Source organism: Marinospirillum sp. (genome assembly GCF_035271045.1).
Classification (GTDB): Bacteria; Pseudomonadota; Gammaproteobacteria; order Pseudomonadales; family Halomonadaceae; genus Marinospirillum.
The window spans coordinates 22004-29360 of sequence record NZ_DATESC010000026.1 but is presented as its reverse complement, the minus strand read 5'-3'; the positions used below and the strand labels follow the sequence as shown (position 1 = coordinate 29360).

Annotated in this window: 5 protein-coding genes; 1 reads left to right on the top strand and 4 read right to left on the bottom strand. The window is 42.6% G+C overall.

Annotation, left to right across the window (positions count from 1 at the left end):
* The first annotated feature begins 289 nt into the window (after positions 1 to 289).
* Complete coding sequence (locus VJY63_RS10060; RefSeq protein WP_324050488.1) at positions 290 to 1405, top strand: acyltransferase; 1116 nt, start codon at positions 290 to 292, stop codon at positions 1403 to 1405.
* 157 nt (positions 1406 to 1562) lie between these two features.
* Here the strand turns inward: VJY63_RS10060 and phoU are convergent, their stop codons facing one another.
* The 4 genes from phoU to VJY63_RS10040 form a co-directional block, all read right to left on the bottom strand.
* On the bottom strand, positions 1563 to 2291 hold the full coding sequence (gene phoU / locus VJY63_RS10055; protein WP_324050486.1) for a phosphate signaling complex protein PhoU: 729 nt from the start codon (positions 2289 to 2291) through the stop codon (positions 1563 to 1565).
* Between the two features lie 66 nt (positions 2292 to 2357).
* Entirely contained in the window at positions 2358 to 3191 is an 834-nt protein-coding gene (gene pstB, locus VJY63_RS10050; RefSeq protein WP_324050484.1) for a phosphate ABC transporter ATP-binding protein PstB, read from the bottom strand.
* A 63-nt stretch (positions 3192 to 3254) separates the two neighbouring features.
* Positions 3255 to 4931, bottom strand: a complete 1677-nt coding sequence (gene pstA / locus VJY63_RS10045; RefSeq protein WP_324050482.1) for a phosphate ABC transporter permease PstA — start codon at positions 4929 to 4931, stop codon at positions 3255 to 3257.
* Between the two features lie 59 nt (positions 4932 to 4990).
* The gene (locus VJY63_RS10040) at positions 4991 to 7270 is read right to left on the bottom strand and encodes an ABC transporter permease subunit (RefSeq protein WP_324050480.1); all 2280 of its coding nucleotides are present in this window, start codon (positions 7268 to 7270) and stop codon (positions 4991 to 4993) included.
* Positions 7271 to 7357: the final 87 nt, after the last annotated feature.

Sequence of the window (7357 nt, the reverse complement as noted above, 5' to 3'; positions counted from 1 at the left end):
CAAGGGCGGCTTGAAGCTGAAAAAAACTTTGAACAAAAACAGCGTGAAACAGTACGTCAGTTGCTAGCCATTGATGCGCTTACTTTAACGGATGAGCAAATAGCCGAAACCTTTAAGCTAGCGGTTGAAGACGTTGCCCAGCTACGCCTTGAGCATCAACACTAAAGCTGTTTAGTAAAAGGGGTCAGAGTCGTTCGTAAAAGCCCGACACGTTTGACCCCTTTTTGGCAGACCCCTTTTTCTTTTTCCTGCTAAAATCACCTTCCTTAAAACTAACGAACCCTCATTCATGTCACCCATTATTGAAGGCTTGCGCGGCTTAGGCGCTTTAATGGTGTTAGTTCACCATTACGTTTATTCATTAAACCCCAAGTGGGCAGAAGCCTTGGCTGGTTTGCATTTTTTTCATACAGGGGTCGAACTTTTCTTTGTGCTAACCGGCTATTTATTTGCGCCTTTAGTGCTAGGCGTGCGCCATCAAACGCCCAAGGTTTTTTTAAAGCGCCGTGTGTGGCGTTTATACCCATTATATTTATTGTCGTTAATTTTAACCGTGGTTCTAGCACCCAGCAGCACCTTGCAAGGTTGGCTTGAAAATCTTAGGCTAACCCTTTGGCAATTGCTGCACCATTTGTTTTTTCTACAAGCCGCCCCTTGGCAAAGCTTACATGGCATTGCTTATTTTAATGAGGTGTATTGGACGCTTTCTGTTGAAGTGGCTTTTTATACCTTGGTGTTGGCTTGTTTATTTCTGCCGGCAAGCTTATCAGCTAGGTTACGTTTTTGGGGTTTGGCATTATTAAGCTGTGTAGGTTTTATAATCATGCATTACTGGCACTACCAGCCAAATAATGGTTATTGGTTGGTGCGCCAAGCTCAGTTACCTACGTTATTAATTGAATTTTGGTTGGGTATGGCGGTTTTTTATTGGCTTTTTAATAAACCGCTAGCTAAACCTTTATCTGTTAAGTCTTTATCTATTAAACCTTGGGCGTTATTAACTTTGGCTGGTGTGTTATTGGTGGGTTTATATAGTATTTATCCTTTTGCTTCGGCTGGTTTAATTAGCCCTCGTCCATTTGGTTGGTTTAACTTGGGGGTGGCTTTTGCCTTTGCTTTATTACTCGCAGGGTTACTGCTGTTAGATGCACAACAACAAAATAAGCCCGCTATTCAAACACCGCTTAAACTAGGTATAAAAAGTGCTAGCTATCAAATAGCGCTACACCTAGGTTCATTAAGTTATGGGGTGTATTTATTACATGGCCTAGTATTATTGCTAATGTCAGGTGTGTTTGAATCGCCTAACCTACATCTACTGGCTTCTGTTTTAGTTACTTGGTTGCTGGCTGCTTTGTTATATCGCTGGTTTGAACTGCCTTGCCGTAACTATGGCAGGCGTTAAAAGCGAAGTACTGCCCTTTGAAGTCGCTGCTCGCCATGCCGGTGAATCTTCTTGGGGCTGGCTACATCTATTACGCTATTCAATACGCAACCTAAAACAAAAGCAACCCTACTGGCTTATGGCTGGTAGGGTTTTTTTATGGTTGAGGTTAAACAATTTAAGGCTTTGGGTGAGTAAGTGCCGCTTCTATTACTTCTGTTTTGGTGTAGCGCACGTCTTGCCCCTCTACTAAATAAATCACGTATTCAGCAAGATTGCTGGCATGGTCGCCAACACGTTCTAGCGATCTTAATACCCACATAATATTCATTACTTGTGAAATGGCCCGTGGGTCTTCCATCATAAAGGTGACGAGTGCGCGGGTTGCAGATTGGTATTCTAAGTCAACATTTTTATCTTCACGCAGCACAGCTAAGGCTTGTCCGGTATCAAAGCGAGCAAAGGCATTTAACGCATCTTGTACCATTTTTCTGACATGATTGCCCAAGTGCTTTGCTTCGATATAACCTCTGGGTGATGTACCTTCTTCCGATAGTTTTAAAGTGGCTTTGGCAATCTTGCTGGACTCATCGCCTATGCGTTCTAAATCAGCCGTAGCGCGTATAACCGCTAATACTAGCCGTAAATCTGAAGCGGCGGGTTGGCGACGTGCTAAAATTTGCGTGCATTGCTCATCAATATCGAGTTGTAGCTGATTAACTTCACGGTCTTTTTTACGCACTTCTTTAGCTAGCTGAGTATCGCCTTCGGTGAGTGATTGAATAGCGTCTTGAATTTGCTGTTCTACTAAACCACCCATTTCTAACAGTTGACTACGAATATCTTCTAATTCTTGATTAAATTTTTGTGAAATATGGGTGTTATGACTTTCTTGACTTATTTTCATATTATTAGCTCTTCTCTTTAAATGCTAAGTTATACCTTTAACTTATAAATGCTAATTTACAATGCATTAACCGTAGCGACCGGTAATATAATCTTCAGTTTGTTTTTGGTTAGGGTTAGTAAAAAGCTTATCAGTGCTATCAAATTCAATAACTTTACCAAGGTACATAAAAGCAGTGTAATCAGAAACTCGTGCCGCTTGTTGCATATTGTGAGTAACTATAATAATAGTGAATTTGTCTTTTAGGTTATGAATGAGCTCTTCTATTTTTAACGTAGAAATAGGGTCAAGGGCTGAAGCAGGCTCATCCAACAATAAAATTTCTGGTTTAATCGCAATGGTACGCGCAATAACTAAGCGCTGCTGCTGACCACCCGACATACCCAAAGCAGACTCATGCAAACGGTCTTTAGTTTCGTCCCAAAGGGCTGCCGATTTAAGCGCCCATTCCACCGTTTCATCTAACAGGCGCTTATTGTTAATGCCTTGAATACGCAAACCATAAGCAACGTTTTCATAAATGGATTTTGGAAAGGGGTTAGGTTTTTGAAATACCATACCCACACGGCGGCGTAAATCAGCCACATCCACGCCTTTAGCGTAGATATTTTGTTTATCTATATTCACTTCACCTTCAATTCTTACGCCATCAACCAAGTCATTCATGCGGTTAAAAGAGCGCAACAGCGTTGACTTACCACAGCCAGAAGGCCCAATAAAGGCGGTCACTCTTTGCTTAGGAATTTGTAAAGTAACGTCTTTTAACGCTTGGCTAGTGCCGTAATAGAGGTTCATGTTTTGAACATCAATACTGGTGGTTTCTTGTGCCAAGTTAAGTTGCTGGCTGTTACGCCCTAAATCAGCCATTTTTATGGCGGGTGCTGTTGTAGTGTTATTCATTCTTAGTACCTTTAATCTTCTTTAGTCGAGCTGTGCAAAGGAGCAATTTATTTAATTCAATCGTTACATATCCAGCGCACGGTATTTTTCTCTGAGTCGGTTACGTAGGCTTATTGCCGTTATGTTTAATACAGCAATTACTACCACCAGCATTAGTGCTGTGGCATAAACTAAAGGCCGTGCGGCTTCTACGTTAGGGCTTTGAAAACCTACATCGTAAATATGAAAGCCGAGGTGCATAAATTTACGCTCTAGGTGCAAGAAGGGTGCGTTCATATCCATAGGCAGATTAGGGGCTAATTTAACCACGCCAACTAACATCAGCGGCGCTACTTCACCCGCGGCGCGTGCCACGGCTAAAATTACACCAGTCATCATGGCAGGGCTTGCCATAGGAATAATAATGCGCCATAGCGTTTCAAGTTTAGTCGCGCCCAGTGCCAGCGAGCCTTCTCTAACGGTACGTGGAATGCGTGATAAACCTTCTTCAGTGGCAACAATAACGACGGGCAGGGTAAGCAACGCCAAGGTTAAAGAGGCCCACAGCAAACCCGGTGTACCAAAAGTAGGTGCGGGTGCGGCTTCTGGGTAGAAAATCTTGTCTAGGTTGCCACCAATAAAGTAAACAAAGAAACCTAAACCAAACACCCCATAAACAATAGAAGGTACGCTGGCAAGGTTGTTAACGGCGATACGAATCACACGGGTAATAAAACCTTGGCGAGCATATTCTCTTAGGTAAACCGCCGTAATAACACCAAAAGGTGTAACCAGTACCGACATAATCAATACCATCATAACCGTACCAAAGATAGCAGGGAAAATACCGCCTTCGGTGTTGGCTTCACGCGGGTCGTCAGATACAAACTCCCAAAGCTTAGTAAAGTAATGGCTGGTTTTTTGCGTCAAGCTCATATTATTGGGTTGATAAGCACGGACAATTTTACTGAAGTTAATTTCTTTAGTTTGACCGTCAGCAGTTATTACTACTAAGCTGGCGGTTGATAACGTTTTATAAAGGGCTCTTAACTCGGCTTCCAATAAGGCATATTTTGCTTGCTGTTCTGCTTTTTTAGCGTTTAATTTGGCTAAATTTTCAGGGGTATCATCACCTTTTAATACTAAGCGACGTTCATCCAAACGCAGTTGTTCAAGTTTGTAGTTAATTGCACCAATTTCACCTTTTTCTAGCGCTTTAATTTTTGTATGGATAAGGTCGGTTTGCTGAATGCGTTCAATGACACTTGCCCAAAGTTGATTACTGCCTTTTTCCTGCTGTGCTGTAATCTGTCCATTTTCTTTAATACTAAGTATAAAACCGTAAAAATTACCCTGCTCGTAACGCTCAAAGCTAGTCGCGTAAGTTGGGTAATCTAAGTTGCTAAGCTGGTTTTCTAATGCCCATCTAAAATCTGAACCATAAACTTCACGATTACCGACTTTAATGAGCTGGCGACCTAAAAGTTCCATGCCTTCAGGAACAGCAATACCAGAATTACGAATTTGCTCGGCGGTCACTTGTTCGCGCTGCACTTGTTCGCCTAACACTTGTATTTTTAAGTCTTGTGCTTGGGTATAGGTATATTCTTGTAGCGTAGCGGGCCAAAAATGCACCAGCCCGCGTGAAGCAATAATACCTAGCAAACCCAGCACTAATACCACGCTAATCGCAACAGCACTGGCGCTTAACCAAATCCAAGGTGAGCCACTGCGAATCCAATCTTTTAATGAAATCTGCATTATCATTAACTCCTAAATTTATTACTGTGCAGTGTTATCAATACTTACAAGGTTGCTAACTAAAGGGTGCTGTACTTTTTACGCATCCTTTGGCGAACAACTTCTGCTAAGGTGTTAACCACAAAAGTGAATAAAAAGAGCACCAAGGCGGCCAGGAATAGAACACGGTAATGACTGCTGCCAATGGCGGACTCACCCATTTCAACGGCAATATTCGCGGCAAGGGTTCGCATACCTTCAAAAATATTGGCATTCATAATGGCGGTGTTACCCGTTGCCATGAGTACAATCATTGTTTCACCAACAGCACGCCCCATACCAATCATTACCGCAGAGAAAATACCGGGGCTGGCGGTAGGTAAAACCACTCTAACCAAGGTTTGCCAAGTGGTTGCACCTAAAGCAAGTGAGCCGTGGCTTAATGATTTAGGCACACCGTAAAGCGCATCTTCAGCAATGGAATAGATGGTTGGAATAACCGCAAAACCCATCGCAAAACCCACCACCATGGCATTACGTTGGTCAAATGGAATGCCTAAATCGTTGGTTAGCCAGTTACGCATATCGCCTGCAAAAAACCAGATTTCTAACGGTTGACTCATAGTGAAAGAGAACCAGCTAAGAAAAATAACCAGTGGAATAACCAAAACAAGGTGCCAGTTTTCAGGTACACGGTGACGAATGCTGCCGGGAAGTTGCGCCCAAGCAAAAGCAAAAGTAAGAATACCTAACGGCATTATTAGCAATAGCGCAAATACGCCGGTTAAATGGCTTTCCATAAAAGGTGCTAAGAATAGACCAGCAAAAAAACCCAAAATAACGGTGGGCAAGGCTTCCATTAATTCAATAACAGGTTTTACTTTGTTACGCACTGCTGGCGCCATAAAGTAGGCTGTGTACATCGCACCACAAACCGCTAAAGGTACGGATAGCAACATGGCATAAAAAGCGGCTTTTAACGTACCAAAAGCTAAAGGTGTCAAGCTGAACTTGGGTTCAAATTCAGTCGAAGCAGAAGAGGATTGCCAAGTGTATTCTGGCTGTTCGTAACCTTCGTACCACACCTTGCCCCATAGGGATTTAAGTGAAGTTTCTGGGTGTTTGTTGTCTATCGCAAAGTTATGCACCACACCCTGATTATCTTGCACCAAAAGCATCGAAGCACGAGGTGCCATGCTAATCAAAATCGGTTTACTGTCAGTCAGTAGTTGTAGATCAATGGCTTTTTTCTCGGCGGTGGTGTTAAAAACACCGGCTCGCCCAGTGGTATCTATTGCAACAAAACCTTTGCGGCGTTGTTCAGCTTCTAAAAAGGCAATGGGGGAGTCACCTAACTTTAGGGTACGAATGTGCGTTAAGCGCTGTGCATTGTCTTCATTTCTAACCATAAACCATTGGCTAATTTGCCCTTGATTATCACCGACTAGGAGTGATTGTTGACCTAGCTGGAAAATCATTTGCGTAACTTCTTGGTTAGCTGTGACTAGCTGAACACTATGATCTAAAACAAGAGTATTTAGGTTTTGAGCGTTATAAACATCAAGTTGTCCACTGGCCGTTAGCGCAAAAATATACCGTGCTTCAGGCGCTATCAATAGACGCTTATAAGAAGTTTGATTAGGAAAGTTAAGCGGTTTAATGGTTTCTACAAAAGCACCAGTAATAAAGTTGGTGCGCTGCTCCACTTTAGTTAACAGCACTTCACCTTGTTTAACTAAGCCTGCAACTAAAAAACCATCGTGAAGTTTTTGGTAGGTTACTTGCTGAATGGCACGTCTTAATGGGTCTAGCTGAAAAGGGCTGGTATTAAATAGCGGTGTCACTGTGGGTTTAATACCACCACGTTCGCCTTGTTGGTTATATTCCACTTGAAAGCGAGTATTAACCGCCAGCACCTCACCATTACTTAAACCCACCATTAAATTGGTGTCGCTGGGTGTTTTTTCTTTAACGCTGGTGATGTTGGCCTTACCCACTGGCAGTTGGTGGCGGGCTTTTTCTGTGCCATCTTGGGTACTAAAAAAAACCAGCTGCCCTTGGTTAGTCAAAATGCCCGCTTGTTCATTTTGTTCTTCAGTAATCAGAGCAAGGTTCTGGCTAGTGGCTAATTCACTGGTCAAAGAGAAGCTGCTTGTTGTTTCAAGTGAGGCGCTTTTAAACAGCGGAACCACTTCATAAAGCAGGTAAAAGAAAATAAGGGTGATGGCGACTATGACACCCATACCACCAGCGGCAATACCGTAACGCGCAAAAACATCTTTAAATGCACGAAATTTGCGACGTTTTTTTATGGGGGAGCTGTTGAGTCTCTGCTCTAAAACTGAAGATATGTCCTTCATGGCTTAACCTTTTAAAGTTACTTTGTGAACAATGTAAGCTTTTTCTGTGACAGTTAAATGACAAATAAAAAGAGGCTTAAAAGCCTC